This is a genomic window from Martelella sp. UBA3392 (assembly GCF_002358775.1).
Classification (GTDB): domain Bacteria; phylum Pseudomonadota; class Alphaproteobacteria; order Rhizobiales; family Rhizobiaceae; genus Martelella; species Martelella mediterranea.
In genome coordinates this window covers 4,520-30,746 of the sequence record NZ_DEPM01000196.1, presented here as the reverse complement: position 1 = coordinate 30,746, position 26,227 = coordinate 4,520, and the positions used below count along the sequence as shown (strand labels likewise).

Below are 26,227 nucleotides of genomic sequence, written 5' to 3'. Positions count from 1 at the left end.
CCCAATACTCTCTCCCGCTGGCGGGAGAGATGCCCCGACAGGGGCAGTGAGGGTGGCGCAGCGGATCAGGTCGTGAGTGCGCTCGTGTGGATAGACTCCCCCTCACTGTCGCTGTCGCGACATCTCTCCCCTCCGGGGCGAGAGGATTTGGGGGCGATGCGGTGAGGCCATGCACGCGACCGAAGGATCCACAACGAGGCCCCGGCTGCGCCTATAGAATCTCGGCGCGCCTGAGCCTATGGCGGGAGGGGCGCGCAAAACGCGTTCGAACACGGCCAACGCGGAGCGCGCGCTGGCCCGAGAAAACCCACTTATCAGGCTTGGCCAGCAACCTCGCTCCTATTTGCCCTGCCGCCACGAGTTGACGCCAGTCGGTCTTTTGGTTATCAACGTTACGTTATAACATTTAATAGCCAAACGACGCCTGTTCGATTGGCATTCTCGCGCATCTTCAGGACACGACCCATGCTGCAAAACACCGACACCCGCCTTCCCGTCACCGTCCTTTCCGGCTTTCTTGGCGCGGGCAAGACCACGCTGCTGAACCATATCCTCAACAATCGCGAGGGTCGGCGGGTCGCCGTCATCGTCAACGATATGAGCGAGGTGAATATCGATGCCGATCTGGTGCGCGAGGGCGGCGCCGATCTGTCGCGCACCGAGGAAACCATGGTCGAGATGACCAATGGCTGCATCTGTTGCACGCTGCGCGACGACCTTCTGACCGAGGTGCGGCGGCTGTCGGAGGAAAAGCGTTTCGACTATCTGCTGATCGAGGGAACCGGCATTGCCGAGCCGCTGCCGGTGGCCGCGACATTTTCCTGGCGCGACGAGCGCGGCGAGAGCCTCTCCGATCTCGCCCGCCTCGACACCATGGTCACGGTGGTCGACGCGGTGAACCTGCTGCGCGAATATGGCGGTCATGAATTTCTGAAAAATCGCGGCGAGGTGGCCGGCGAGGGCGATGAACGCACGCTGGTTGATCTTCATGTCGAACAGATCGAATTCGCCGATGTCGTGGTCGTCAACAAGGTCTCGGACGTGACGCCGGAAGAGCGCGAAAACGTCGTCAAGATCGTCCGCGCGCTGAACGCCGATGCCAAGATCATCGAGACGGATTTCAGCCGTGTCGATCTCGATGAACTGCTCGATACCGGCCTCTTCAGCGAGGACAAGGCCAGCCAGCACCCGCTCTGGGCCAAGGAGCTCTACGGCTTTGCCGACCATGTGCCGGAGACCGAGGAATACGGCATTTCAAGCTTCGTCTATCGCGCCCGCGCGCCGTTCGATCCGCTGAAATTCGACGCGTTCACGCGGATGAATTTTCCGGGCCTGATCCGCGCCAAGGGGCATTTCTGGCTGGCGACAAGGCCGGATTTCGCCGGCGAATTCTCGTTGGCCGGCGCGATCGTGCGCAACGGCCCGCTCGGGCGCTGGTGGGCCGCCGTTCCGCGCAGCCGCTGGCCGGACGCGCCGGACCTGCGTCGGATGATCGATGACTGCTGGGACGAGGTCTATGGCGATCGCCGGCAGGAGATCGTCTTCATCGGCGCGGGCACGGACCAGGCGGCAATCCGCGAAGCCCTCGATGACTGCCTGATCGACACCGGACCTGCGTTCAATGAACGCGATTTCGAGTTTCTGACCGACCCCTTTCCTTCGTGGACGAGAGGCTGAGGCGGCCTACCCCCACAGCACCGGCTCGGCTGGGTGCATCACCGAGCCATCGAACCGGATCGCGTTCGCGCGGTCCTGGGCAAGCAACAGCGGCCCGTCGAGGTCGACGAAGGCCGCGCCCTCGGCCACCAGCATGGCCGGTGCCATCGCAAGCGAGGTGCCGAGCATGCAGCCGGTCATGATCTGGAAGCCCATGGCCTCCGCTTCCTGCTTCAGGAGCAGCGCCTCGGTCAACCCACCGGTCTTGTCGATCTTGATGTTGATCGCGTCGTATTTTCCCTTGAGGTCGGCAAGCGAGGGGCGGGCATGGCAGCTTTCATCGGCGCAGACCGGCAGCGGGCGCTCGATATGGCGCAGCGCCTCGTCATCGCCGGCCGGCAGCGGCTGCTCCACCAGCGCCACGCCGAGGCGCACGAGCGCAGGCGCAAGTGCCTGATAGGCTTCGACGCTCCAGCCCTCATTGGCATCGACGATGATCGTGGCATCGGGCGCGCCGGCGCGGACCGCCTCGATCCGGCCAAGGTCGTCATCAGTCCCGAGCTTGACCTTCAGGAGCGGCCGATGCGCATTTTCTGCCGCCTGGGCCTTCATCTTATCCGGTTCGCCGAGCGAGATCGTATAGGCCGTCGTCAGCGGGCCGGGCTTTTGAAGGCCGGCAAGTTGCCAGACCGGTTTGCCGCTGCTTTTGGCCGCGAAATCCCAGAACGCGCAGTCGAGCGCATTGCGCGCCGCGCCCGGCTTCATCCGGGTCTGCAAGGCTTCGCGGTCGAGCCCGGCGCGGATTTCCGCTTCCAGCGACAGGATATCGGCAATGACGCCGTCAACCGTCTCACCGTAGCGGGCATAGGGCACGGATTCGCCGCGCCCGGTATGCGCGCCATCGGTGAGCGTGACCGTCACCACGCGGATTTCGGTGCGCGAGCCGCGCGAGATCGTGAACGACCCCGCGACAGGAAACACGTCCTCGCGGGCGGAGACGTAAAGTCCGTTCATAGCGCCGCCAGCGCATCGGCGAGGCGTTCGGCCCCGTGGCGGAACGGATCGACCGTCGGCAGGCCCATGCGCGCTTCGGTCTGCCTGCAATATTCAAGCGCCTCCTCGTCCGACATGGCGGAGGTGTTGAGCGAGATGCCGACCACCTTGCAATCCGGATTGACGATCCGCGCCATCTGCAGCGCCAGATCGCGCACCGCCTCGAGGCTCGGAAGCTGATAGTCCGGCAGGCCGCGCATATGCGGCCGGTTGGGCTCGTGGCAGATCACCAGCGCATCCGGCTGGCCGCCATGGATCAGCGCCAGCGTCACGCCGGAATAGGAGGCGTGGAACAGGCTGCCCTGCCCTTCGATCAGGTCCCAGTGGTCGGCATCATTATCGGGCGAGAGGTATTCGATCGAGCCAGCCATGAAATCGGCGATCACCGCATCGAGCGGCACGCCGCCGCCGGTGATCAGAATGCCAGTCTGGCCGGTGGCGCGGAAGGTGGCCTTAATGCCCTTCTCGCGCATCGCCCTTTCCACGCAGAGCGCGGTGTACATCTTGCCGACCGAGCAATCCGTGCCGACCGCGAGCATGCGCTTGCCGGTCCGCTTCTTGCCATTGGCGATCGGGTACTGCACTGCGGGGATGCGCACATCATGCAACGTGCGGCCGAGCTCCTTCGCCTTCGCGGCAAGGTCGGCTTCATTGCGCAACAGGTTGTGCAGGCCGGAAGCGAGGTCGAGCCCCGCCTCCATCGCCTCGATCAGCACGCTCTTCCAGGACGGCGAGATCACGCCGCCGCGGTTGGCGACGCCGATCACCAGCGTCTTGACGCCCTTGTCCACGGCTTCCGCGATCGAAAGGTCGGGCAGCTTCATGTCCGCCTTGCAGCCCTCAAGCCGCAACTGGCCGACGGCATATTCGGGACGCCAGTCCTTGATGCCCTGCGCCACCTTGGCGGCAAGCCCGTCGGGCGCATCGCCCAGGAACAGAAGATAAGGAGTTTCGATCATGTGCTTGACCATCCGACAGTAAGAGAGAGTTGTGCGACGATATCGCGACACGGCGGCGGCGGTCAAGCTGAAGTAATGAAAGTTTGCGCAAATTCGCGCGAGATACGCAGAAATCGCGAATTACGATCGACTGAAGTGTAATTTTGACGGATTTTTTGAGCTATGGCGCAATCCTGAAGGATGGCGTGAAGCTGTCCCCGCGCCGAGCGGCGCGGGGCCTTGCCTCTCAATCAGCCACGGCCGAAATCGTCGACGATGCGGATAATGTCATCCTCGCCGAGATAGGAGCCGGTCTGGACCTCGATCAGCTCCAGCATGATCTTGCCGGGGTTATAGAGCCGGTGAACGGCGCCGAGCGGAATGTAGATCGACTGGTTTTCGGTGAGCTGTTTCACGTCCTCGTCCACCGTCACCTCGGCCGTGCCCTTGACGATGATCCAGTGTTCGGCGCGGTGGTGGTGCTTCTGCAACGACAGCTTCTTGCCGGGCTTGACGAAGATGCGCTTGGCCTGGAAACGCTCGCCCTTGATGATCGAGGTATAGCCGCCCCAGGGCCGGTAGGAGGTCGGGTGTTCCTCGGCCAGCGCCTTGGTTTCCTTGGCCCCCTTCAGCACCTTGACGATATTGCCGACATTCTGGCTGTCTTCGAGCTTGCCGACATAGACGGCATCCTCGGAGGCAATCACCGCCATACCGTCGAGACCCTGCATGGCGACATGCATATCGCGCGAGATGACGAGCGAATTCCGGGTGTCGAGCAGCGTCGCATCGCCGGAAACGACATTGCCGCTGCCATCCTGCTCGCCATCCTTCCAGATCGCGTCCCAGGAGCCGAGATCCGACCAGGTGAAGGCCGATGGCACCACGGCCGCCTCGCTGGTCTTTTCCATCACCGCGTAGTCGATGGAAATGTCGGGGCACTGCGCAAAGGTCTCCTTGTCGAGACGGGTGAAGTCGAGCTCGAGATCGCTCTCATCCTTCAGCACCGCCTGCTCGGCGAATTCGAACACCTCAGGGGCGTATTTTTCCAGTTCCCGAATCAGCACCGCGACCGGGAACATGAACATGCCGGAGTTCCAGGTGTAGTTGCCAGCAGCCAGCATCTCCTCGGCCTTGTCCTGCGCCGGCTTCTCGACGAAGCGGGCGACCTTGCGAGCGCCGGAGGGAAGCTCCTCGCCGGCTTCGATATAGCCGAACCCGGTGGCGGGCTCGGTCGGCTCGATGCCGAAGGTAACGAGCTTGCCGCTCTTCGCGGCCTCAAGCGCGGTATCGATCGCGCCGAAATAATCCGAGCCCGCATCGATTTCGTGGTCCGAGGCGAGCACCTGCATGATCGCGTCATCGCCGAAATTGGCGCGCACCATCGCGGCAGCAGCGGCGACGGCGGGGGCGGTGTTGCGCGCGATCGGTTCGAGAATGATGCCGGAGAGCTCGATATCCAGTTCGCGCGCCTGCTCGGCGGCCAGAAAACGGAAATCCTCGTTTGTCAGGATGATCGGCGCCTCGTAGCGGTCGCTGTCCGACACGCGCTCCAGCGTCTTCTGGAAGAGCGTCGTCGGGCCGAGGAAGCGGATGAACTGTTTCGGCGCGGTGGCGCGCGACAGCGGCCACAGGCGCGTGCCCTTGCCGCCGGCCATGATGACGGGAACGATCTTGCTGGTCATGTCTGTAAATCTCCTAATGAATGAGTCTTGAATAAGGGTTTTGTTTAACGGGCCTTGAAACCTTCGATCAGCGAGACCCCCTGTTTCAGGAGTTCGCGCGCCTCACGGGCGCTCGCGGCCTCCACGTAACAGCGCATTTCGGGCGCGTTGCCGGAGGGGCGGAAATGGATGATGCGGCCGTCATCGAGCGTGACCCGCAGGCCGTCGATGTCGCTCTTGTCCGCAACCTTTCCGATCGGTGCGAGGAAATCGGCAAGATTGTCGTCGCTTTCGCGCAGATAGTCCATCAGCGCCGCGCTGCGCGCCTGCTCGAAGTTCTTGATCCGGTCGGCATCGGCGACCGGCAGGCTGTAGGCCTTCGCCAGTTCCGACAGCTTGCGCTTGTCGCGATGGGCGAGATAGAGCGCCGACAGGATGGGCAGGAAGCAGTCGCGCGTCGGCAGCGGCACGATCGTGTCGCCAGCCGGGCGGAAAGGCGAGGCCGTCAGCAGGCCGCCATTGGCCTCGAAGCCCATGATGCTGTCCTTGCCTTCGGCAATCGCCTTTTCCATGCCGGCGATGACGTAGGGTGAACCGACCCGTGTCCTGATCACCTCGAAATCGCCGTTCTTCTCGATGCCGGAATTAGAGGTCACCGGGGTTACCACCACTTTCGCGCCGAGGAAATTGGCGGTCATCAGACCGATCAGGTCGCCGCGCAGCGGCATGCCGGTCTCGTCCGCCACCAGCGGCCGATCAGCATCGCCATCGGCGGAGATGATGGCGTCGAAACCGTGTTCGCCGGCCCAGCCCTGCAGAAGCTCGACTGTTTCCGGCGCAACCGCCTCGGTATCGACAGGAATAAATTCCTCGGAGAAACCGAGCGGCGTGACGTCGGCGCCATAATGCTCAAGCACCGCGATGAACAAATCGCGCGCCACCGTGGAATGCTGATAGACGCCGACCTTCATGCCGGAAAGGGCATCATCGGGAAGGATCGCGGTGCAGCGCGCGCCGAAGCCGGCCAGCGCCTCGCTTGCCTCGTCCTCGCCCTCCGCAGTTGTCTTATCGACGGTGCCCGCAAGCTGCTCTGCAAAGCCGGAAATCGCCTCTTCATCCTCCTTGGTGATCTCGCCATCGGGAAGATAGAATTTGATGCCGTTGCGATCGGCCGGAATGTGGGAACCGGTGATCATGATCGAGGCGGCTTTCCGCTTCTGCCCGTAAAAGGCCAGCGCCGGCGTCGGCAGCGCGCCGCAATCGACCGGCGTGAAGCCGGCGGCCGCGATCGCACCCATGCAGTTTGCCGCGATCGCCGGGCTGGACTCGCGATAATCCTGACCCACGAGCACGACATCGCCTTTTTCGGCATAGCCCGCCTTTTGCAGATGATGACAGAAAGCCGCCGTGTAAAGAGAGGAAGGCTCCCCCAGGAGATCCGTTGACAGGCCGCGAAGGCCGCTCGTCCCGAATTTTACGCTCATTACGACTACTTATCCCAGTTATTGGACGACGCTTCGGCCACGCCGCCAGTCAAAACACTGGAGCGTCCTCGGCCGCTCCGACACTTTGCCGCGCCGCCCCGGCCAGACCGAATGCAACGCAACCCATGGTGAAAGCCCTTCAAGCTGAAGCGGTCGGCGCCCGCGCGGCCCCGGCAAACCTGCTCAAAAGGCTTCTCCTTACATTGCTTGCGCGGGGGGCAAGCATACCCGAACTCCGAATGCCCTCAAGCCCCAGACCGCATTCGCAGGACCGCGTATACCATATTGCCACGACAATACCGAAACGCCCGGCATTGCCGGTAACCGTGGAACGATTTCACTCACTCAGCCGTTCGAAAACATGCCTTCCACCCCTCAAGCAGCCACCTCTTTGTTGCTTCTTTTTCGAACGCTCGCAATGCCTGTTTGTTCCGCGAGAGTATTTACGATGCAGAAAAATCGCGCCCGGGCGGAACCGATCGCCAAACCAATACGTTTCGAAGCGAAGTCGGAAGTCCTTGCACCTTTCCGATACAGTGACTTATAGGTGTGCCCGGGCTGGGGATTGTCTGCCTGAGCGAGAATAAAAGAGCTTGAGCCTGTGGAACATTTGCCATCGGAAATTGTGGAGGCGATCAGGGACGAGGACCGTCTGAAGACGCTTTCGCAATCGATCATGCGCGCGGCGGAAGTCGACGAGAATTTCGTCGCCATCGTCGAAGCTGCGGCAAACCGCTTTTCCTGCCCGGCCGCCTTGATACTGATTGCCGATTCCGACGAAAACTGGGTTCAGGCCGTTCATGGCATGAAGGTTGATGACGTGCCCACCCGTTCGGGCCTGTTCGTTTACCCGATCGCGCTCAAGAAACAGCGGGCGCTGATCCTCAACAATCCAGAGACCCACGCTGAGCTCGCCCGTTCGATCCCGATGTTCGAAGGCAAGCGGGTGAAGTTTTTCGCCGGCGCTCCGATCCCGGTTCATGGCGTCAATGCCGGAGCCATCTGCATCATCGACGGCGAAAACCACCGCGACACCACCGAAGAGGATGCCGAAGCGCTGCGCCGACTGGCGAACCTTGCCGGCTCGCTTTATGAACTGAAGCACGCCGCGCGCGGCAAGGCTTCGGCCGATATCGCCCTTTCGCAATCGGAACGCCGCCATTCGATGGCATTGCGAGCCGCGAATATCGCGACCTGGAGCTGGGACGGCGTCAGCGAGACTGTCGAATGCGACAATGCCCTGCGGGAAATGCTTGCGCTTTCACCCGACGAGCCGGTGACCTGCCGCCGGGTGCTTGGCGCGGTCGATCACGAAATGCGGTTTTCGCTGATGCGTCGGTTCAAGTCGGCGCTTGACAGGGGCGAGGAATATCAGTGCGAATTCAAGGTGGAATCCACCGGCAAATGGCTTCTCTCGCTGGGCGGCGCTTATGAAAACGCATTGCTTGAGGAGCGCAAGGGGCCGGTCTTCGGCGTGGTAGTGGACATCACCACCACGAAGGAAAGCGAACAGAAGACCCGCCTGCTGCTGCGCGAACTCAATCACCGCGTCAAGAATACGCTGGCGATCGTGCAGTCGATTGCCGGGCAGACATTGCGCCGGTCGCGGACCTCGGCCGAATTCAACATGTCGTTTTCCGGCCGGCTGCAGGCGCTTTCCGCCGCGCATACCCTGCTGTCGGACGAGCAATGGGGCGCGATCGCCCTCGACCGGCTGCTGCGCTCGCAGATCGCGCCCTACAGCGACAGTTCCGGCCGGCAGGTGGATATTCACGGCAGCGCGGTCTATCTCGATCCCGACGAAGCGCTGGCGCTCGGCCTCGTCATCCACGAACTTGCCAGCAATGCCGCCAAGTTCGGCGCGCTTTCGACCCGGGCCGGCGTCGTGGATATCACCGTCGCCTGCAATGATGAAGGCGGCAACGCCCATCTGGAACTCGACTGGGTCGAGGTTGGCGGGCCGCGGGTGACCACACCCGAGCAGCGCGGTTTCGGATCCGTGCTGATTGAACGCAGCCTCGACAAGGTCATCGGCAGCAAGGTTGATGTCGACTATGCCGAAACCGGCCTCAAGGTGCATATTTCCATGCCGATGCGCTACTGCTGATCGCAAGCCAATTCAGATGAAGCCACCCGCCCGTTTCCCGAACGCGGCGGGTTTATTTTTTTCCGCTCTTTTTTCCAAAAAAGTCATCGGTCGGAGGAACAAGGGTCATTCGGGCACGTTTAATTGTCGTGAGCAAGGTGAGATAAAAACAAATAACACAACTATTGAATCGCACCTATATCGGAACACTACAAGAAGAGAGGAGTATTGACATGCTTCGCAAGATTCTTTCGACCACCGCACTGGTAGCTGTTGTTTCCACGGGTGCAGCCTTTGCCCAGGACGCCAACACCACCGAACCCATGAACCAGCCTGAAGCAAGTTCTGGCATGGAAAACGGCGCTGCGCCGATCTTCCCTGATCGTCAGGCTGCCGGCGAAGACGCCAAGAGCTTTTACGGCGCCACGGGCGAGCAGGTTCTCGCAAGTTCGCTGCTTGGCTGGCCGGTCTACGGCATGAGCGCCGAAACCCAGGAACGCGAACAGGTCGGCGACATCGCTGACATCGTGATGAACACAGATGGCTCGGCCAACGCCGCCGTGATCGGCGTCGGCGGCTTCCTCGGCATCGGCGAAAAACAGGTCGCGATCTCCTTTGATCGCCTGTCCTGGGAGCCCGGCGACAACGGCGCGTGGCTCAGCATTGACGCCACCCGCGAGGAGCTCGAGTCCGCACCGGAATTCGAATCCGACAATGAAAACCTGATGGAGGTTGGCCGCGCTCCGGCACCGGAAGGCACCATGGCGGATGGCTCAACGGATCTGGCCAACTCCGCGGGAACCGCGCTTGACGAAGCCGGCAACGCCACCGGTGAAGCCATGAACGACGTGGCGACGGGCATGGGCACTGCGGCGGATGCCACCGGCAACGCCATGAACGATGTCGCCACCAATGTCGACAATGCCGGCGATGAAATGCAGAACGGCGAAAACCCCATGCTGGAAGGCATGAGCGAAGTCGACACCGCCTCGATTTCCTATGACGAGCTGGAAGGCGCGCCGGTACTGGGCGCCGATGGCGACAATGTCGGCGAGATCTCGGACATCGTGGTCTTTGGCGACAATAACGAAAACGTCTTCGTCGTTGATGTCGGCGGTTTCCTGGGTATCGGCGAAAAGCCGGTCGCCATCTCGGCCGATTCGGCCACGGTCATGAGCGACGGCGACAGCTATGTCGTCCAGACCAAGTATGATCGTGAGACGCTCGAAAACCAGCCGGAATATACCGAGCAGAGCCTGAACGACAATCCGGATGCCGTTCTTCTGAACTAATTCCGGTCTGAAGTTCCTTGCAGAAAGCCCGTGATCTCGCGATCGCGGGCTTTTTCATGCCGAACGCCAGAGGCTGTCCGAACCGCGGACGAGCAGCGGCGTGGCAAAACAGGCGTGAATATTCTCGACGATATCCGCATCGAAAGCGGCAAGCGCCTCAACGTACCGCGATGTCTGCAGCATGGCGGCGGCGATGGCGACGGGGCGCACGTCGCATTGCTTCAGGAGCGAAAGCCCCGCCACGATCGACTGACCCGATGAGATCACGTCGTCGACGAGCGCGACCCGCCGGCCCTCAAGCAGCGGCAGCATGCGCGGATCGATGTAGAGCCGCTTCTGCTGGCCGGGCGTGGTGACGGAACTGACCGGAAGCGACAGCGCGTCCTCGTACCAGAACTTGCGCGAATTGCCGAGCGGCACGTAGCGGGAATGGCCAAGGGCCTCGGCCACAGCAGCCGCCAGCGTGAGGCCAAGCGTCGGCAGGCCGACGATGATTTCGGGCCTCAAAGGGGCAAGCCGGGCGGCGAGATCGGCGGCAAGCGCCCTGGTGACCGCGAACGAAGCCTGGTTGATGATCAGAGACGCAAGTCCCTCACCGCTGTCTTGAAGCGGGCGGATCGGCAGAAGTAGACGGCGTCCGTCCGCAAGCCGCGCGGGATAGGCGGCGTCATGTGCGGCGTCATGGGCGGCCGTCTCAGCCGGCGCGGGCGGCGCGGGCGGCAGCAGTTCCTGCCAGAAATGATGGGGTTGCATGGCGGGTGAAATCTCAAAGCTTGGCCAAAAACAGTCTTGCCCTCATCATTAGGCTTCGGTAGCCCTTTGGGGCAAGGGCGCGGGGCGCGCGATCTCGAAAAGCGGGGTTTTGATGATCCATCTCTACAAGGTCGGAGGGGCGAAGACGCCGATGTCTTCCACCGGCACGCCCGCGCCGCTTGAGGACGACGTGATCTGGATCGACATGCTCGATCCGACAGAAGACGACATGCGCCAGATCGAAGAACTGCTCGGCGTGGTGCTGCCGACGCGCGAATCGCTGAAGGATATCGAACCTTCCAGCCGCTACTATACGGATGGCGACGCCGTCTACATGACGGCCTCCGTCGTCATGAATGTGGATTTCGGTCTCGCCCATCTCACCGATATCGGCTTCATTCTCGCCGAGGGAAGGCTGATCACCATCCGCCATGCCGAGCCGAAACCGTTCTTCCTGTTTGCCGCCGACATGAAGCGGCTCGAGGTCGCGCCCGGACAGGGCGCCAAGGTTCTGGCCTATCTGCTCGACACGATCGTGGACCGCACGGCCGAAATCCTGGAACTGGCGGTTGCCAAGATCGACAACATCTCGATTGCCGTTTTCGGCGAGGGCGCGCGCGGCCGCAGACGCCCCCCGGCGGAGCTGGAAGAGCGCCTCATCGAGATCTCGACCTATCACCGCCTTGTCAGCAAGACCCGGGACAGCCTGACCACGCTGGCGCGCCTTGCGACCTATGTGCAGACGCTCCGCCGGGTACGCGACGACAAGGCCACCAAGGACCTCTGCCGGGTCGTGTCCCACGATATCCAGTCGCTGTCGGAACATGCGGGCTTTGTGGCGTCCAACATAACCTTCCTGCTGGATTCCTCGCTTGGCCTGATCAATCTCGAACAGAACAACATCATGAAGCTGTTTTCGGTGGTCTCGGTCGTGTTCGCGCCGCCGATGCTGATCGCCGGCATATACGGCATGAACTTCGACAAGATGCCGGAGCTGCACTTTTCGTGGGGATATCCGGCCGCTCTCGGCCTGATGTTCCTGACCGGGGCGGCGGCGGTCGTCTGGCTGCGCAAGCGCGGCTGGCTGTAGCGACGAAATCCAGGCATTTCCCGCAATAAAATCAGATATTTGCAGCACGCGACATTGATGCCGCCCCTTGTCTTGACTAGCATGGGCGCTAAAACTATGGTGCGCACCACTTGACCGGGCCTTTCCGCCGCTTTATCGCGTGGCCGGAGCCTTCCTGACAGGGACGCGTTCAAGGAGGGGATGTCATTGGCAGAAGACGGACAGGACGACCTGGAGGCCCGCCGCAAGCGGCTGGAATCCGAGCTCGGTTCGCTGCGCAAGGATGAGGTCTCCGAACAGGCAAAGACAGCGGCGTCCGCCAAGAACCGCAAGGAAATGTCGAAGGGCCTGAAGCTTTCGAGCGAGTTCATGGCGGCGATCTTCGCCGGTTTCATGATCGGATACCTGCTTGATCGCTTCGCCGGAACGGGGCCCTGGGGATTGATTGTGTTTATTCTCCTCGGTTTTTGCGCCGGGGTATTGAATGTACTGCGCTCCGTGGGTTATGTGGCGGAGCCGGAAGACCGTCTGAAAAAGGACGGCGAGTAAAGTTTTGGTTGCCGGCGGCTGAAAACGGCCGCGGGCAGGGCAAGAAGAGAGAGACTAGGTGGCAAACGATCCGACCCATCAATTTCAGATCCACAGCATCGTTCCGATCAATGTCGGCGGGCTGGACCTGTCCTTCACCAATGCCTCGCTGTTCATGGTGATTTCCGCCGGGGCCGCTGCGGGTTTCCTTTACCTGGCAACCGCCAAGCGCGGCCTTATCCCCTCGCGCACGCAGTCGATCGCCGAGCTTCTCTATGAATTCGTCGCATCGATGCTGAGGGAGGGCGCGGGCACGAAGGGCATGGTGTTCTTCCCCTTCGTGCTGACGTTGTTCATGTTCCTGCTGACGGCGAACCTGATCGGCATGTTCCCCTATTTCTTCTCCGTCACCAGCCAGATCGTCGTTACCTTCTCGCTGGCGCTGATGGTGATGGGCGTTGTTGTCGGTTACGGCCTCTACAAGCACGGCCTGCATTTCTTCAAGGTGTTCGTGCCCTCCGGCGTGCCCGTTGCCCTGCTTCCCCTGGTGACCGCGATCGAGATCGTTTCGTTTCTCTCGCGTCCCATCAGCCTCTCCGTCCGTCTGTTCGCCAACATGCTGGCCGGCCACATCACGCTGAAGGTCTTCGCCGGCTTCGTGGTCTCGCTGATCTCGATCGGAACGATCGGCACAGGCGGCGCGATCCTGCCGCTGGCCATGACCGTGGCGCTGACGGCGCTGGAATTCCTGGTGGCCTTCCTGCAGGCCTATGTCTTTGCAGTTCTGACCTGCATGTATCTCAACGACGCCGTCAACGCGGGCGATCACTAGGATAGAAAAGTCGCCGGCTTCGTCTGGACAGGCGGAACCGGCATCGCTATTAAGCCGCAACAACCCAATTCTTCTAAGGAGTTCTCATATGGAAGCGGAAGCAGCAAAGTTCATCGGCGCCGGTATTGCCTGCCTTGGCATGGGTGCAACCTCCATGGGTCTCGGCCGCATCTTCGGTGATTACCTCACCGGCGCTCTGCGCAACCCGTCCGCCGCCGACAGCCAGTTCGGCCGTCTGGTGTTCGGCTTCGCCGTTACCGAAGCGCTCGGCATCTTCTCGCTGCTCGTTGCCCTGCTCCTCCTCTTCGCCGTTTGATTTTTTGAACGGTCCGACTTTCGGTTGCGGCGCCTGGCCTGAGGCCGGCGCCGCGCCCCTTGTTGTCGAAGACCTTTGGAGGTGAGCATGTTTGTGACCCCGGCTTTGGCCCAGACGTCGCATGGTGCAGAAGAACAGCACACGGAATCCACGCTGGCCGAGATGGAACATCACGAACAGCAGGTGTTCCCGCCATTCGATTTCTCGACCTTTCCGTCGCAGATTCTCTGGCTGGCCATTACGTTCGGTCTCTTCTATCTGGTGATGAAGAAGGTGATCGTTCCCCGCGTCGGCTCCATTCTGGAAGACCGCCACGATCGCATTGCCCAGGACCTCGACGAGGCGGAACGCCTTCGCAGCGAGGCCGATGCCGCGATCAAGGCCTATGAAAAAGAACTCGCCGAAGCCCGCAACGAGGCCCGCAGCATTTCCGCCGCAGCCGCCGACAAGGCGCGCGCCGAGGCCGATGCCGAGCGCGAGCAACTCGAAGCCGAGCTTGGCAAGAAGCTTGCGGCAGCCAATGAGCGCATTGCCGCGGTTCGCAACGAAGCGCTTCAGGAAGTCGGCGGCATCGCCGAGGAAACCGCCGCTTTGATCGTTACCCATCTGATCGGCGGCCGCGTCGCCAAGGGCGACATCGAAAGCGCGGTTTCGACCGTCAGGGAGGGCTGAGCCCATGTCTCTCGATGCAACATTCTACGCCTTTGTCGGCCTGATCCTGTTCTTCATCGTCGTCGCCTATTTCAAGGTGCCCGGCATTCTGCTGCGCTCGCTTGATTCGCGCGCCGACGAGATTCGCGGAGAGCTGGCGGAAGCCAAGCGCCTGCGCGAGGAAGCCCAGCACGTGCTTGCCGATTATCAGCGCAAGCGCCGCGAGGCCGAGGAAGAGGCCAAGGATATCGTTGCTGCCGCCGAGCGCGACGCAAAGGCGATCAAGGAAGAAGCCCGCCGCAAGACGGAAGAATATGTCGAGCGCCGGACCGCCTTTTCCGAACAGAAGATCCGTCAGGCCGAGCAGGAAGCCGTCGCCGCCGTGCGCGGTGCTGCAGTCGACGTCGCCGTCGATGCCGCGCGTATCGTTCTGGAAAAGAAGGCGACGCCCGCGGTACGCTCCAAGCTGTTTTCGCAGTCGGTCGACGCGGTCAAATCCCGCCTCAACTGATCCTGTCGGCTTCGAGGTGAAAGTCATTGGCAAGCGTTCCGGCGCTTGCCGTTTTTGTTTCTGGCGTCCGCTAGAATGACCACGGCGCCGCAGAAAATGGTTTGAAACATGGCAAAGCGGATAGACGGCAAGGCGATCGCGGCGGATGTGATCGGGAAGGTCACGGCGGCAAGCGCCGCGCTGAAAGCGGAAAAGGACGTCGTGCCGGGGCTGGCCGTGGTCATCGTCGGCGATGATCCGGCAAGCCACACCTATGTCGCGGCCAAGGGCAGACGCGCCAAGGAATGCGGGTTCCATTCCGTCCAGGTCACGCTGCCAGCGGAAACCAGCCAGGCGGAACTGGAACAGGTTGTGCGCGAACTGAACGACGATCCCACGATCCACGGCATTCTGGTGCAACTGCCCCTGCCCGCGCATCTGGACGAGTTTCCCGTCATCCAGCTTATCCGTCCCGAAAAGGACGTGGACGGGCTTTCGATCGTCAATGCCGGCAAGCTTGCCCTCGGCGACACAAAGACAGGCCTGATCTCGTGCACGCCGGCCGGCGCGATGGTGCTGATTCGCTCGATCCACGGGGGCGACCTCTCCGGCCTCGACGCCGTCGTGATCGGCCGTTCCAACCTGTTCGGCAAGCCGATGGGGCAATTGCTGCTGCAGGCCAATGCCACGGTCACCATGGCCCATTCGCGCACGGCGGACCTGCCGGAAATCTGCCGGCGCGCCGATATCCTGATCGCGGCCACCGGCCGGGCGGAAATGGTGAAGGCCGATTGGGTGAAGCCCGGCGCGACGGTGATCGATGTCGGCATCACCCGGATACCGGCGCCGGAACGCGGCGAGGGCAAGACGCGCCTGATCGGCGATGTGGATTATGCCGCCGTCGAAAAGGTCGCCGGCGCCATCACGCCCGTCCCGGGCGGGGTCGGCCCGATGACGATCACCATGCTGATGGCCAACACAATGATCGCCGCCTGCCGCGACAATGGCGTGACCGTTCCCGATTTCTGAGGCGGACCGCCTGCCGCGCCCGCTTTTCCGGAGAGGCCTTAGCTGAAGGCCTTGAACGTCACCAGGGTGAAGGTGTCCTTGACGCCTTCGATGGTCTGCAGCTTGCTGGTGACGAAATGGCCGATATCGGCATCCTTGGCCAGATAGAACTTCGCCAGCAGATCGTAATCGCCGGAGGTCGAATAGATTTCCGAGGTTTCCTCAAGCGTGCGCACCACCAGATCGGCGACGTCATACGCCTGTCCGGGATGACATTTGAACTGAACGAATATCGTCTGCATCGGCTTTATCTACCCTCTTTGCGCGTCATCATGGCCTCGCCGCTTCGTGTATAGCACCAGCCGGCGGAGGGAAGCCAGACGGTTCGATGCGGGAGATTGACTATCATAAAAATAAAACTTAATTCCACTATAGGTTATTTACCGTTTCAGGGGCAGGAGGCCACTTCCGGCAAAAGGCAATACCGGCTTTCCGTCCGGCAGCATGAGAACACATTAAAGGCAGCGCGTTTCCGGTAGCCGTATTCTGATCGGAGATAAACTTCGAAACTGATGTGCCAGAATTTAGTTTGGCGAATGAAACAGCCGGTCTATATGCATTGTGAGCGTCGACCGCGGCCTCTCAGTCACGCGCCGTCACATGAACGAAAAAGGGAATAAGCATCATGACAATCGCAACAGCGCTATCCGACAAACTCAAGAAGGCGGACCTCGCCGAGCCCCGCGCCTACATCGCCGGCGAATGGCGCGACAAGGTGACCAGCGGCAAGACCTTCGATGTCGTGAATCCGGCGACTGGCGACGTCATCGCCACGCTTCCCGACTGCGGGAAGGAAGAAGTCGAGGAGGCCGTCGCCGCCGCCTACGAGGCACAGAAGGCCTGGGCGAAGAAGACCGGCAAGGAACGCGCCCAGATCCTGCGCAAACTCTACGACCTGATGGTCGAAAACGCCGATGACCTGGCCGTGATCCTGACGGCGGAAATGGGCAAACCGCTTGCCGAGGCGCGCGGCGAAGTGCTCTACGGCGCGGCCTATATCGAATGGTTCGGCGAAGAAGCCAAGCGCGCCTATGGCGACATCATTCCCGGCCATCAGGCCGACAAGCGGATCATGGTCATCCGCCAGCCGGTTGGCGTCGTCGGCGCGATCACCCCGTGGAACTTCCCGAACGCGATGCTGGCCCGCAAGATGGCTCCCGCACTCGCCGCCGGCTGCTCGATCGTGTCCAAGCCCGCCCAGCAGACGCCGCTTTCGGCGCTCTCCATGGCGCTGCTCGCCGAGCGCGCCGGCCTGCCGAAAGGCCTTCTGTCGGTCGTAACTTCGACCAGTTCATCCACCGTCGGCAAGGTCTTCAGCGAGGATGACCGCGTCCGCAAGATCACCTTCACCGGCTCCACCGAAGTCGGCCGCATCCTGATGCGCCAGGGGGCAGACCAGATCAAGAAGATGGGCCTGGAACTCGGCGGCAATGCGCCGTTCATCGTCTTCGACGACGCCGACCTCGATGCGGCGGTCGAAGGCGCGATCGCGTCCAAATTCCGCAATGCCGGCCAGACCTGCGTTTGCGCCAACCGGCTTTACGTGCAGGCCGGCGTCTATGACGCATTCGCCGAGAAGCTTTCCAAGCGCGTTGCGGGCCTCAAGGTCGGCCCCGGCATGGAAGACGGCGTCGAAATCGGTCCGATGATCGAGAAGGCGGCGGTCGACAAGGTCGAGGACCATATCGCCGATGCCACCGCCAAGGGCGCTTCGGTCAAGCTCGGCGGCAAGTCGCACGAGCGCGGCGGCCTGTTCTTCGAGCCGACGGTGCTCACCGGCGTGACGCCCGACATGAAATGCGCGCGCGAGGAGACCTTCGGTCCGGTGGCGCCGCTGTTCAAGTTCGAGACCGAGGACGATGTCGTCGCCATGGCCAACGACACCGAATTCGGCCTCGCCTCCTATTTCTTTTCGCGCGATGTGGCCAAGATCTTCCGGGTGGCCGAAGCGCTGGAATACGGCATTGTCGGCGTCAATACCGGCCTGATCTCCACCGAGGTCGCCCCCTTCGGCGGCGTCAAGCAGTCCGGCCTCGGCCGCGAAGGCTCCAAATACGGCCTCGATGACTATACCGAGCTGAAATATATCTGCCTCGGCGGCATCGCCTGAGGGCGAGCGACGCTTATGGTCGGGAGGTGACGAAGCCTCCCGACTTCCAGGCGTGGTGTTCGCGCCTGACACGAGCATCCGGGCTAGCCGGAAAACGCCGCCTGAACCCTCGGGTCAAGCCCGAGGGTGCCCCCCGATCGGGGTTTGGTTTGGACTGTCAAACGACCAACACTCCCCGTTTCCATTCACCGTCGCCACTCAAACCGGCGTCGCGATCGAGCGGATCGCGGTTTCGATCCGTTCGCGCTCGGCCAGAAGCCGATCCTCGGCTTCGTCCTGGCTGATCCGGACGAAGTGGAATGGCTTGCCGGCCGGCATCTGCGCAAGTCGCGGCAGGTCGGCGGAAATCACCGTGGCGATCTTCGGATAGCCGCCGGTCGTCTGCCGTTCCGCCGTCAGCACCGTGGCGATGCCGGAGCCCGGCACCTGGATCGAACCGGCGGGCGTGGCGTCGGAAATGATATCGTGGCCACCGATAGCGCGCAGCAGCGGCCCGTCGAGCAGGCTCGCCATCCGGTCGCGCCGGCTGGAGACGGAAAACGGTTCGGTGAGAAGCAGCGACCAGGCCCGGGGATCGAAGCGGTCATCCTGCGGTCCTGCGACGATCCGGATCGGCCCTTGCGGATAATGGAAAATCTCCGTCAGTTTCTGCGGCGAGCCGGGTTCGCCGTTTCCGAGCGGCAGCAGATCGCCCTCGGCGAGCGTCCTACCCTCAAACCCGCCCATCGCGTTTCTGACATGGGTGGCGCGCGAGCCGAGCAGTTCCGGCACGGCGATGCCGCCGGAAAAGGCGATATAGCCCCAGACCGCGCCTCTCATCGGACCGATCTCCAGCGTTTCGCCCGGCCGCAGCGCATGGCTTTCCCAAAGCGGCATGGCCCGCCCATTGATCGTCACCTGCGCGGTCCCGCCGGTGACGACCACCATGCAGGGCGCGCTGACGCGATAGCTTCCGCCAAACTGTGCGAATTCCAGCGCCGCCGCGTCATCGCCATTGCCGACAAGCGCCTGCGCGATGCGAAAGGCAGCCTTGTCCATCGGCCCGGATGGCGAGACGCCGGCGGCAAGATAGCCGGTGCGCGGCCGCGCCTGGACGGAAACCATGAGACCGGCCCTGACGACCTCCAGCCTGTTCATGCCGCCTCCGGTTCCACAATGGCCTCGCCCGCGGCCGCGCGGTGTTCCAGCGCCGCCATCTCGTCGGCGCCGATCTCGAAAAACCGGATCGTGTCGCCGGCGCGGAAGAAGGAGGGGTCTGCGCGCTCCGGGTCAAACAGGCGCAGCGGCGTGCGGCCGATATAGCGCCAGCCGCTGGGGCCGGACAGCGAGTTGATCGCCGCCTGCGCGCCGCCAATGCCGACCGCGCCCGCCGCCACCTTCTGGCGCGGTACGGCAAGGCGAGGCGTATGTAGCGCCTCAGGCAGGCCGCCGAGATAAGTGAAGCCGGGCGCAAACCCGATCATGTAGACCCGGTAATCGGCAGCGGTGTGCAGCGCGATCAGCTCTTCAGGACTGATATTCTTGATTTCGGCAAGGTCTGCGAGATCAAGCGCATTATCGCCCCGATAGCAGACCGGCACCCGGAAATGGCGGGTGGTGTTTTCCCCGCCCTCGGTGAGATGCTCCACCCGCTCGTGAAGCAGCGGCATCAGCTGCGCGCCGCGAATGCGGCCGGGATCGTAATAGACCAGCAGCGAGCGGTAGGTCGGAACGGTTTCGACAATGCCTTCCACCGGCCGCGCCTTCAAAGCGTCGGCAAGCGCGATCACGCGGGCATTGACGTCCGCGTCGATCCTGTCTGCAAATTCCACGGTCACGGCCTGATCGCCGGCCGGCTTGATCGTTACCACTGTCCAATGCTCCAAGTCGCGCCCGTTTTTCCGGACGCGCGTCGAGGCTATCAGCTTTTGACGGTTTCGCGAAAGACCCCGATCGTCCGCCGCGTCCCCAAGCGATATGACCAGCCAGTCGCCGGGGCGCTGCGCGAAACGGTGCCCGGTTTTCAGGCAACACAACCTATAGAAATCAGGGCGACTCAGCATTTCCCGTTTTGGGCCTTGTAACAGACGGAAAACCGCCTTATTGTCATCAAACGTTCATTTTCAATGGATAAATGTCTTAAAACGAACATTTTTGTCGTTTCAGGTACAAAGGAGAACGAAGATGAAGAAATTTGGATTTTTGACGCTTGGCGCACTCACCGGCGCACTGATCTCGAGCGCTGCCTTCGCCGAGACGATTACCGTTTATACCTCTTACGAAGAAGACGAGGCCGCAGCTTTTCTCGAAAAGGCAAAGGAGGCCATGCCCGATATCGACGTCAACCTTCTGAGGCTTTCCACCGGCGATCTCGCCGCCCGCATCATCGCGGAAAAAGCCAATCCCCAGCATGACGTGCTGTGGGGTTTTGCCGTCACCTCCATGGTCAACCCGCAGATCGAGGAAACGCTGGAAGCCTACGAGCCGAAGGGCATCGATACCGTTCCCGCGCAGTTCCGCGACCCCGACAACAAGTGGTTTGCGGTTACCGGCTACATGGCGGCATTCTGCGTCAACAATGAACGCCTCGAGGCCGAGGGGCTGGAAATGCCGACCTCGTGGGCCGATCTGACCGACCCGTCCTTTGCCGATGAGGTTGTCATGCCCAACCCGGCAAGCTCGGGCACCGGCTATATCCAGATCGATGCGCTGCTCCAGATGATGGGCGAAGACGAAGGCTGGACCTTCCTCGACAAGCTCGACAAGAACGTCGCGCAGTACATCAAGTCCGGCTCCCGCCCCTGCAACGTCGCCTCGATGGGCGAATACACCGTCGGCGCCTCCTACGCCATGCGCGCCATCAAGAACATCGAGGAAGGCTACCCGATCACCATGGTCGTGCCCTCCGAAGGCGCCGGCAACGAGCTGGAAGGCAACGCGCTGGTCGCCTCTTCCGAGCACAAGGATGCCGCCAAGCGCTTCCTCGACTGGACCCTCAGCCCCGAAGCGGCCACGGCCTATTACGACTGGAAGACGATCGTGACGGTTCCGGGCGGCGAAGTGCCGGAGCGGTTCATCTCCGCCGGCCTGCCCGAGGATGTTCCGGCCGCCCTGTTCCCGGTCGACTTCCGTGCCGCGGCCGAAGACCGCACGGAGATCATCAACACCTGGCAGGAGCGCTACGAGCGCTAAGAAACGCCAGATGATGACGCAGCCGGCGGGCGATCATGCCCGCCGGCGCTTTTTGCCAAACGCAATTCGGCGGAAGCAAGCTTCGGCTGATCTGTTTCATTGAATTGCTTTACGTGCGGCCAAGTGGAAACGGCATCATCCTTCCCCGCCCCGCACCGCCAAACCCGCATCAGGAGAGAACGCGCGATGGACCTTTCGATCCGCAACCTTGTCAAGCGCTTCGACAGGCTGACAGCACTCGACAACGTCACGCTCGATGTCCCGCACGGAAACTTCGTCTGCTTTCTCGGCCCGTCTGGCTGCGGAAAGACCACGCTGCTGCGCGTCATCGCCGGACTGGAAGATGCGGATGAAGGCACGATCGAACTCGGCGGCGAGGACCTGACGGCGGTGCCCACCCGGGCGCGCAATTTTGGCGTCGTGTTCCAGTCCTATTCGCTGTTTCCCAACATGAGCGCGGCTCGCAATGTCGGTTACGGGCTCGAATGCCGGCGCTGGGACAAGGCCAAGATCGGCAGCCGCGTCGACGAGATGCTCGACCTCGTGCACCTTGCCGATCACCGCGCCAAGCTGCCGGCGCAGATGTCGGGCGGCCAGCAGCAGCGCATCGCGCTGGCGCGCGCGCTCGCGCCCGATCCGTCCCTGCTTCTGCTCGACGAGCCGCTGTCCGCGCTTGATGCCAAGGTACGCGAGGAATTGCGCGTGGAAATCCGCAGCCTGCAGCAGCGCCTGAACCTGACCACGATCATGGTCACCCACGATCAGGAAGAGGCGCTGGCGATGGCGGATGTCGTCGTGGTCATGAACAAGGGAACCATCGAACAGATCGGTTCGCCGCGTGACCTTTATGCAGAACCGCAAACCGCCTTCGTAGCTGATTTCATCGGACGAATGAATATACTGAAACTGGATGAAAACACGCGCATGCAGCCGAGCTTCGGCGGCGTGGCGCTCCACCTTGCCGATAGCGAAAACACCCCCGATCATGTGACTGCCCTCGGCGTGCGCCCGGAAATGATTTCGCTGACCGAGGTCGACGCCGCCGGCGACAACACCCTGCCCGCAACCGTCTCCGGCGTTACCTATCTCGGCAATATCACCCGCGTCGAGGTGGTGACGGATGCCGAGCCCAAGGCGCCGATCAGCGTCGAGTTGCACGGCGCGAGCACGGTTCCGAAAGTGGGCGAGCGTCTCGGCATCGTCATTCCGGCCGAAGCCCTGAGGGTGCTTGCATGAGCAACGCCGTGAAGACCGCAAGCCGCCCCGCCCGCGGCACCGATATTGCCGACCGCGCCAGCATCTGGGCGATGACGCTGTTCGTCGCAGCCCTCCTGATCATCTTTCTGCTGCTGCCGCTGCTGGGCATACTGATGCGCAGCCTGGAGACCCCGGACGGTCTCGGCTTGGGCAACTTCATCGCCACCTTCTCGACCATGCGTTTCTGGGAACTCGTCGGCGACAGCATTCTGGTCTCGCTCACCTCCACGGCGATCGTGGTGGTGGTCGCCTATGGCTATGCCTATGCGCTTCAACGCGCGATCATTCCCGGCAAATGGTTCCTGCGCATCGTGATCCTGGTGCCGCTGTTCGCGCCGTCGCTGGTTCAGGCACAGGGCCTGATCCTGCTTCTCGGACGCAACGGCATCCTCAACCGCTATCTCGGTTTTGATCTCGACATCTACGGTTTCTGGGGCGTGGCGATCGCCAATGCGCTCTATGCCTTTCCCTACGCCTTCCTGATCCTGTCGGCAGCGCTCGCCGTGGCGGATGCCCGGATCTATGAAAGCGCGGAAGCGCTCGGCGCCGGGCCGCTGCGCATCTTCCGCGACGTCACGCTGCCCGCCACCCGCTACGGGCTGGCGGCCACGCTGTTCATCGTGTTCATGCTGGCGATCACCGATTTCGGCAATCCGATGGTGATCGGCGGCGACTTCAACGTGCTGGCGACGGAAGTGTACAATCAGGTCATCGGTCAGGCCCAGTTCGGCCTCGGCGCGGTCATCGGCGTGGCGCTGCTGGTGCCGGCCATGTTTGCAAAGCTGATCGAGAAGCGGATGACCGCGCGCCAGCACGCGCTGGTCACCGAGCAATCCCGGCCGCTGACGCCAAAACCCTCGGCGCGGCGCGACCTGTTCTTCTCGCTCTATGCCTATGTTGTGGCGGGGCTGGTTGTGTCCGTGGTCGGCATCGTCGTGTTCGCCAGCTTCGTGCATCTGTGGCCGTACAATATGAGCTTCACGCTGCGCCACTACCGCTTCGATGTCCAGAATGGGACCGACCCGCTCTGGAACAGCGTTTTCGTCGCTTTCGCAACCGCTATCGTCGGCATCATCGTCACCGGGCTCGGCGCCATCGTGGTGCACAAGTTCAAGACCGCGCTGACCGGACCGCTGTCGTTTCTGGCGATCCTGCCGGCCGCAGTGCCCGGCATCGTGCTCGGCCTCGGCTATATCCTGGTGTTCAATTCACCTGCCAATCCGCTCAATTTCCTCTACGGAACCTTTGCGCTGATCGTGATCCTCGAGGTCTATTACAACCACGCCCATGCCTTCCTGATCTCATCGACCAGCCTGAAGCAGATCGGCGCGACGTTTGACGAGGCCTCGACGACGCTCGGCGGCACTTCGATGACGACCCTGCGCAAGGTCACGCTGCCGCTCATCTGGCCGACCCTTCTGGGCGTGGGCGTGTTCTATTTCATGCGCTCCATGGTCTCGCTTTCGGCGGTGATCTTTCTCGTCACCCCCTCGACCCAGCTTGCCTCCGTTTCGGTGCTGCAATTGTCGGATCGCGGCGCGATCAACCAGGCGGCCGCCTTTTCGGTCTGCATCATGGGGATCGTGGTGCTGTGCCTGATCGTCGTGCGCGTGCTGATGCGGCTCGCCGGCGTCAAGAACGTAAATCTCATAAGATAAGAGCGGAAAACGCCATGACGGCCTCCCCCATCAAGGCCATCCTTTTCGACAAGGATGGCACTCTCCTCGATTACCAGCGCACCTGGGCGCCCATCAACCGGGCCGCAGCCGATCTTGCCGCGAGCGGCGATCCGGCGCTTGCCGCGCATCTTCTCAGCGTTGGCGGCATGGATGCCGAAAGCGGGCAGACATCGTCAAACAGTCTGCTGGCCGCCGGCAATACCGACGAGATCGCCCGGGCCTGGGTCGAGGCCGGCGCGCGTTTCAGCGTCGGCGAGCTGACCGCCGCGCTCGATACGCTGTTTACCGCCGCAGTCTCCGACGCCGTTCCGGTCACCAATCTGGTCAAGCTTTTTCGCAACCTGCATGAGCGCGGGTTCCGGCTCGGCATCGCCAGCAGCGACAGCCAGGCGGCGATCGAAGGACTGGTGGAGCGCCTGTCGCTGACCCCATGGATCGACTTCATCGCCGGCTATGACAGCGGCTACGGCGTCAAGCCGGAACCCGGCATGTTGCTGGCGTTTTGCGAGGCGATGGGCGTCGCGCCCGCGCAGACCGCGGTCGTCGGCGACAATCCCCATGACATGAACATGGCGATCTCCGGCGGGGCGGGTCTCAGGGTCGGCGTTTTGACGGGAACGGGAACGCGCGACGTGTTGCAGCCTCTGTGCGATGTCTGCCTTCCGGGGATCCAGACGCTCGCCACCGACATTTTCGAGAACATAGCGGCGTCAAGGACATGAAAGCGACAGCGGAAAAGCGGCCGGCGGCGCGCTTTCGCCGCGGTTCAGCAAACGATCTCGACGCCGTTTTCATCCAGAAGACGACGGATATCCCCTTCCGGCATGGTGTCGGTAACCAGCGTGTCCACATCGGATATCGAACCCAGCCGCACCATGGCGCGCTTGCCGAACTTGCTGCTGTCGACGGCCAGAAGCGTGTGGCGCGATTGCGCCATCGCCGCCGTCGCGACCACGCTCTCGGCATGGTCGTCGTCGCAGAGGTCGCCGTCATTGTCGATGCCGCTCACCGAGATGATCGCACTGTCGAACTTGAAGTTGCGGATGAATTCGGGCGTCTCTTCCTGGAAGATACCGCCATGGATCGGACGGACGAAACCGCCGGGGACGGCCAGCGTGAAATTGGTGTTCTCGTTCAGGATCGTCGCGACCCTGAGGCTGTAGGTCAGAACCCTGAGATGATTGCGGCTCGACAGCGCGCGCGCGATCGCTTCGCAGGTGGTGCCGGAATCGATGAAGATCGACGCGCCATCCGGCACAAGGTCGGCAACAAGTTCGCCGATGCGCTGCTTCTGCTCCGCATTGTCGACGCGCCGACGGCGGTAGACGGTTTCCTCCAGCGGGCCGACAAGCACCGCCCCGCCGTGAAGACGGCGCACGCGACCCGCCTTTTCAAGCGCCAGAATATCGCGCCGGGCCGTCTGGGTGGTCACCGTGAAGAAATCGGAAATCTCCTCTACGGAGATATAGAAGTTCTTCTCCATCAATCGCAGTATCGACGACTGACGGCTTTCCTTCTTTCTTTCTTCTCCGTTGCTTTCCACGTCCGCACCACCTCCAGCACCATTTCCGATTCTGTGCCCTCCTTTTTGAAACACCGAGGGCGTGTACGCAAGGAATCTATAAAAATGTTGTAAATATGACATATAAGGGTCTTATATGTCGCTTTCGAAACATGTTAACCTGACGACGCAAATCGAAATTTCATAGCGTTCCGATTACGAAAGGAATACCCGATGAATGGTATCATTCAGCGGCTGGGAAGCCGCGCGCACATTTCAGGCAAGATGCTGGGCCTTCTGAGCGGCGTTTCGCTGCTGGCCGTCAGCGCTGTTCCGGCGAAGGCCGAGGACAATGCGCTGCGCATCATCTCCTTGAACACCTGGGGGGCATCGACGCTCATTCCCGAAGCGGCCGACCTTCTTTCATCGGGCAATTACGACTTCATCACCATCCAGGAATACCGCAACAGCTACGGCGTCGACATCCAGAAGAAGATGGCCGAGCTTGGCGCCGGCGACTATTCGCTGCACTCGAAGGGCGACACCGGCCTCGCATGGCGCGACAAGGACATCATCGATTACAGCAATACCGATGAGCCGGTTCATGTGGTTGTCGGCGGCGAGAACGG

Annotated in this window: 25 protein-coding genes; 16 read left to right on the top strand and 9 right to left on the bottom strand. The window is 62.1% G+C overall.

The features are described from left to right. Positions 1 to 468 precede the first annotated feature (468 nt). Positions 469 to 1,677 (top strand): GTP-binding protein, encoded by a 1,209-nt coding sequence (locus B4E36_RS15235; RefSeq protein ID WP_414673765.1) that lies wholly within the window; start codon positions 469 to 471, stop codon positions 1,675 to 1,677. A 6-nt stretch (positions 1,678 to 1,683) separates the two neighbouring features. Here B4E36_RS15235 and dgcA read toward each other — a convergent pair whose 3' ends face one another. The 4 genes from dgcA to B4E36_RS15215 all read right to left on the bottom strand — a co-directional run bounded on the left by dgcA (position 1,684) and on the right by B4E36_RS15215 (position 6,795). After that, positions 1,684 to 2,670 carry an N-acetyl-D-Glu racemase DgcA gene (gene dgcA, locus B4E36_RS15230; protein ID WP_292056531.1) on the bottom strand — a complete coding sequence of 329 codons (987 nt, stop codon included), beginning with the start codon at positions 2,668 to 2,670 and terminating at the stop codon, positions 1,684 to 1,686. Beyond that, positions 2,667 to 3,668 carry an N-acetyltransferase DgcN gene (gene dgcN, locus B4E36_RS15225; RefSeq protein ID WP_292056529.1) on the bottom strand — a complete coding sequence of 334 codons (1,002 nt, stop codon included), beginning with the start codon at positions 3,666 to 3,668 and terminating at the stop codon, positions 2,667 to 2,669. Before dgcN ends, dgcA begins: the two co-directional genes overlap by 4 nt. A 230-nt stretch (positions 3,669 to 3,898) precedes the next feature. Further along, positions 3,899 to 5,332, bottom strand: a complete 1,434-nt coding sequence (locus B4E36_RS15220) for a mannose-1-phosphate guanylyltransferase/mannose-6-phosphate isomerase (protein WP_292056528.1) — start codon at positions 5,330 to 5,332, stop codon at positions 3,899 to 3,901. A 44-nt stretch (positions 5,333 to 5,376) separates the two neighbouring features. Then, positions 5,377 to 6,795 carry a phosphomannomutase gene (locus tag B4E36_RS15215; protein WP_345900537.1) on the bottom strand — a complete coding sequence of 473 codons (1,419 nt, stop codon included), beginning with the start codon at positions 6,793 to 6,795 and terminating at the stop codon, positions 5,377 to 5,379. Between the two features lie 601 nt (positions 6,796 to 7,396). On the opposite strand from B4E36_RS15215, the gene B4E36_RS15210 reads away from it, so the two are divergent. Both B4E36_RS15210 and B4E36_RS15205 read left to right on the top strand, forming a co-directional pair. Continuing rightward, positions 7,397 to 8,902 (top strand): HWE histidine kinase domain-containing protein, encoded by a 1,506-nt coding sequence (locus tag B4E36_RS15210; protein WP_292056524.1) that lies wholly within the window; start codon positions 7,397 to 7,399, stop codon positions 8,900 to 8,902. Between the two features lie 212 nt (positions 8,903 to 9,114). Beyond that, complete coding sequence (locus B4E36_RS15205; protein WP_345900536.1) at positions 9,115 to 10,173, top strand: PRC-barrel domain-containing protein; 1,059 nt, start codon at positions 9,115 to 9,117, stop codon at positions 10,171 to 10,173. A gap of 54 nt (positions 10,174 to 10,227) precedes the next feature. Here the strand turns inward: B4E36_RS15205 and B4E36_RS15200 are convergent, their stop codons facing one another. Further along, the gene (locus tag B4E36_RS15200) at positions 10,228 to 10,926 is read right to left on the bottom strand and encodes a phosphoribosyltransferase (protein ID WP_292056520.1); all 699 of its coding nucleotides are present in this window, start codon (positions 10,924 to 10,926) and stop codon (positions 10,228 to 10,230) included. A 112-nt stretch (positions 10,927 to 11,038) separates the two neighbouring features. Between B4E36_RS15200 and B4E36_RS15195 the strand changes: the two genes are divergently transcribed. The 7 genes from B4E36_RS15195 to folD all read left to right on the top strand — a co-directional run bounded on the left by B4E36_RS15195 (position 11,039) and on the right by folD (position 15,841). Further along, positions 11,039 to 12,016 carry a magnesium transporter CorA family protein gene (locus B4E36_RS15195; RefSeq protein ID WP_018063481.1) on the top strand — a complete coding sequence of 326 codons (978 nt, stop codon included), beginning with the start codon at positions 11,039 to 11,041 and terminating at the stop codon, positions 12,014 to 12,016. Positions 12,017 to 12,202: 186 nt separating this feature from the next. After that, the gene (locus B4E36_RS15190; RefSeq protein WP_018063480.1) at positions 12,203 to 12,544 is read left to right on the top strand and encodes an AtpZ/AtpI family protein; all 342 of its coding nucleotides are present in this window, start codon (positions 12,203 to 12,205) and stop codon (positions 12,542 to 12,544) included. Between the two features lie 58 nt (positions 12,545 to 12,602). Next, the gene (locus B4E36_RS15185) at positions 12,603 to 13,355 is read left to right on the top strand and encodes a F0F1 ATP synthase subunit A (RefSeq protein ID WP_018063479.1); all 753 of its coding nucleotides are present in this window, start codon (positions 12,603 to 12,605) and stop codon (positions 13,353 to 13,355) included. An 88-nt stretch (positions 13,356 to 13,443) separates the two neighbouring features. Further along, positions 13,444 to 13,671 carry a F0F1 ATP synthase subunit C gene (locus B4E36_RS15180; protein WP_018063478.1) on the top strand — a complete coding sequence of 76 codons (228 nt, stop codon included), beginning with the start codon at positions 13,444 to 13,446 and terminating at the stop codon, positions 13,669 to 13,671. Positions 13,672 to 13,758: 87 nt separating this feature from the next. After that, positions 13,759 to 14,343 (top strand): F0F1 ATP synthase subunit B, encoded by a 585-nt coding sequence (locus B4E36_RS15175; RefSeq protein ID WP_292056511.1) that lies wholly within the window; start codon positions 13,759 to 13,761, stop codon positions 14,341 to 14,343. 4 nt (positions 14,344 to 14,347) lie between these two features. Continuing rightward, the gene (locus B4E36_RS15170) at positions 14,348 to 14,833 is read left to right on the top strand and encodes a F0F1 ATP synthase subunit B (RefSeq protein ID WP_018063476.1); all 486 of its coding nucleotides are present in this window, start codon (positions 14,348 to 14,350) and stop codon (positions 14,831 to 14,833) included. Positions 14,834 to 14,941: 108 nt separating this feature from the next. Further along, a complete protein-coding gene (folD, locus tag B4E36_RS15165) occupies positions 14,942 to 15,841 on the top strand; it encodes a bifunctional methylenetetrahydrofolate dehydrogenase/methenyltetrahydrofolate cyclohydrolase FolD (protein WP_292056508.1) in 900 nt (299 codons plus the stop codon). A gap of 38 nt (positions 15,842 to 15,879) precedes the next feature. Here the strand turns inward: folD and B4E36_RS15160 are convergent, their stop codons facing one another. Continuing rightward, positions 15,880 to 16,122 (bottom strand): Lrp/AsnC family transcriptional regulator, encoded by a 243-nt coding sequence (locus B4E36_RS15160; protein ID WP_018063474.1) that lies wholly within the window; start codon positions 16,120 to 16,122, stop codon positions 15,880 to 15,882. Between the two features lie 383 nt (positions 16,123 to 16,505). Between B4E36_RS15160 and B4E36_RS15155 the strand changes: the two genes are divergently transcribed. Next, a complete protein-coding gene (locus tag B4E36_RS15155) occupies positions 16,506 to 17,990 on the top strand; it encodes an NAD-dependent succinate-semialdehyde dehydrogenase (protein WP_292056503.1) in 1,485 nt (494 codons plus the stop codon). A gap of 198 nt (positions 17,991 to 18,188) precedes the next feature. Here B4E36_RS15155 and B4E36_RS15150 read toward each other — a convergent pair whose 3' ends face one another. Continuing rightward, positions 18,189 to 19,127 carry a biotin-dependent carboxyltransferase family protein gene (locus tag B4E36_RS15150; RefSeq protein WP_292056501.1) on the bottom strand — a complete coding sequence of 313 codons (939 nt, stop codon included), beginning with the start codon at positions 19,125 to 19,127 and terminating at the stop codon, positions 18,189 to 18,191. Further along, a complete protein-coding gene (pxpB, locus tag B4E36_RS15145) occupies positions 19,124 to 19,840 on the bottom strand; it encodes a 5-oxoprolinase subunit PxpB (protein WP_292056499.1) in 717 nt (238 codons plus the stop codon). The genes B4E36_RS15150 and pxpB overlap by 4 nt, the downstream gene beginning before the upstream one ends. A gap of 313 nt (positions 19,841 to 20,153) precedes the next feature. On the opposite strand from pxpB, the gene B4E36_RS15140 reads away from it, so the two are divergent. The 4 genes from B4E36_RS15140 to B4E36_RS15125 all read left to right on the top strand — a co-directional run bounded on the left by B4E36_RS15140 (position 20,154) and on the right by B4E36_RS15125 (position 24,819). Beyond that, positions 20,154 to 21,161: an ABC transporter substrate-binding protein gene (locus B4E36_RS15140; protein ID WP_292056497.1), complete on the top strand. Its 1,008-nt coding sequence runs from the start codon at positions 20,154 to 20,156 to the stop codon at positions 21,159 to 21,161. A gap of 186 nt (positions 21,162 to 21,347) precedes the next feature. Then, the gene (locus B4E36_RS15135; RefSeq protein ID WP_292056496.1) at positions 21,348 to 22,397 is read left to right on the top strand and encodes an ABC transporter ATP-binding protein; all 1,050 of its coding nucleotides are present in this window, start codon (positions 21,348 to 21,350) and stop codon (positions 22,395 to 22,397) included. Further along, positions 22,394 to 24,076, top strand: a complete 1,683-nt coding sequence (locus tag B4E36_RS15130) for an ABC transporter permease subunit (RefSeq protein ID WP_292056495.1) — start codon at positions 22,394 to 22,396, stop codon at positions 24,074 to 24,076. Before B4E36_RS15135 ends, B4E36_RS15130 begins: the two co-directional genes overlap by 4 nt. A gap of 14 nt (positions 24,077 to 24,090) precedes the next feature. Further along, positions 24,091 to 24,819, top strand: coding sequence for an HAD family hydrolase (locus tag B4E36_RS15125; RefSeq protein ID WP_292056493.1), 729 nt, complete (start codon positions 24,091 to 24,093; stop codon positions 24,817 to 24,819). Between the two features lie 44 nt (positions 24,820 to 24,863). Here the strand turns inward: B4E36_RS15125 and B4E36_RS15120 are convergent, their stop codons facing one another. After that, complete coding sequence (locus B4E36_RS15120; protein WP_292056491.1) at positions 24,864 to 25,640, bottom strand: DeoR/GlpR family DNA-binding transcription regulator; 777 nt, start codon at positions 25,638 to 25,640, stop codon at positions 24,864 to 24,866. A gap of 192 nt (positions 25,641 to 25,832) precedes the next feature. Between B4E36_RS15120 and B4E36_RS15115 the strand changes: the two genes are divergently transcribed. Further along, positions 25,833 to 26,227, top strand: a 395-nt coding sequence (locus B4E36_RS15115; RefSeq protein WP_345900535.1) for a hypothetical protein, incomplete at its 3' end; no start/stop codon positions are given.